This window comes from Bacteroides sp. AM16-13, from assembly GCF_003602705.1.
Lineage (GTDB): Bacteria > Bacteroidota > Bacteroidia > Bacteroidales > Bacteroidaceae > Bacteroides > Bacteroides xylanisolvens.
The window spans coordinates 1-1879 of sequence record NZ_QTLK01000070.1 but is presented as its reverse complement, the minus strand read 5'-3'; the positions used below and the strand labels follow the sequence as shown (position 1 = coordinate 1879).

Below are 1879 nucleotides of genomic sequence, written 5' to 3'. Positions count from 1 at the left end.
AAGGTTTCATAGCTTCTATCAGCTCGTCGGTAGAGTGGTGAAACTGGCAGGTAGTGGCATAATAATCCAGCATTGCGCGCACCTCTTCTTCGTTGAATCCGGTCATTTCATTAAATTCCGGAGAGAGCGAATAATTGGTGCCGATATTGAATCCGCTGGTGAGATCGTCCATCGTGACGGGGCTGACACCAGTCACGAAGCAACGTTTGATAGTGGAGTCCGTGCCTGCTTTCACCGTATCGAAGAAGCTGCGCAGATAACCGGTTCCGTGTGTCTCGCTCTTGTAATCTTCCAGACAGGCAGGTTCTGATAAGATTTTATTTGTAAAATGGTCGTATTCATCAATGAACAGATAAATCTGTTGATTGGTCTTGACACATTCTTTATATAGATAATCCAGTTGTTCTACGGCTCCCTTTTTCTTATTCATTTCTTCCTTTATCCCTTCGGGAAGATATTGCGCATAGACATCGCAGAAGAAATTGAATTCAGTGTTGCAATGTGCGTCCAATGATTGCCGGTAACTATTTAATTCGGCATTAACTACGGCAAAGTTTAGATAAATGATGAGATATGAATTTCGTTCGGGAGTGGGATGTTTTCCTATGTACAGGTCGCCATACCATTTCTCAAACTTGTCCGCTTCTAATATGTTATAATAATGGTGGAGCATGGAGATCGTTAAGCTCTTTCCGAACCTTCGCGGACGAATGTAAAAGAAATACTTGTTCGCATTCTCTATGAGAGGGATATAATGCGTTTTGTCTACGTAATAACAGTCGTCTTCGCGGACATCGATAAAGTTCATCATTCCGTACGGAATACGTTTGCGCTTTACTGGTTGGTTCATAACTCTTTCATTTTCTCACAAAAGTAACAATAAAAATGAATATTGATGGATGGCAGTTATATAAATGATAGAATATCTTTAGTAGTCTCAATGCCATTATTGCTTATAGTGGGAAAGCGGATTTGCTCTTCTTTAGTGTGGAAACCCGTAATGTTGAAAAGTGGATAGCTGAAGAAAAATAGATAATACAAAAAAAGCGGCTCGTTGCAATGAGTCGCCTTTTATTATAATACATGAAAATATATACGAACTTTAAACTTCTTCGCACACCACCATTTTCATCCCTTGATAAACAACTATAATTTTGTGCAGCGTCGTTGTTCCGATTGCTTTTTGCACCGTTTCACTAGCGGCATAGCGGTTGGCTTGTGTGATAGCCTCTTGCCGGAGTTGCTCTACCTTTTCGTCACTATCCTTTCCTTTGGCATACTTCAGTTCGATAATGTAGGAATGGAGCATGTCTTTGTATATATCCAGTAATGGAAACATGAAGATGTCGGCATATCCTTCCTGATTCTCCTGTTCGGAGATAGGGCGATAGAAACGGTTCTGTGCGGTCATAGCCAACGTAAATCCATGTACGTATGCTTCTCCTTTTTGCTTGTCTCTCTGGGAAGAATATCGGTGCAGACATTCGGCGATATAATCGAAGTAGGCTTTCCAGTCGCCACGATAAGCCATAGCGGATGCCAGTTTTCCTTTTTCCCAGTTGTCAAAGCGGAGGTCCGCTTCGTTGTAGGTATCTAATAAGTAACTGTACAATTGTTCACGTACTACTTGATTGGGAATAGTCAACTTCGTTTCTCCTTCTAAAGTACCGCTGATAGTCAACATTCCGAAATAGAATAATAGGCTGGTAAAGTTATCCGGTTCTGCAACTGTTTCGGCTGGAAAACCTGTTTTTAGTTCTCCGGTGACATATCCTTGTTGTACCAATGTCTGGATGGTAGAGGCGTCATGAGCAAATTCTTTGTCCTTGCGGATCAACATTCGTAGTTTGTTGTAATCCACGCGGATGTTTTCTTCTAC

General features: G+C 41.4%; 2 protein-coding genes. Both read right to left on the bottom strand.

The genetic code is table 11. The features are described 5' to 3' along the window. Window positions 1–850: AAA family ATPase (locus DW173_RS23585; RefSeq protein ID WP_158593294.1), on the bottom strand; the 850-nt coding region annotated here is incomplete at its 3' end. Between the two features lie 252 nt (window positions 851–1102). Continuing rightward, window positions 1103–1879, bottom strand: a 777-nt coding sequence (locus tag DW173_RS23580; RefSeq protein ID WP_199722858.1) for a PD-(D/E)XK nuclease domain-containing protein, incomplete at its 5' end; no start/stop codon positions are given.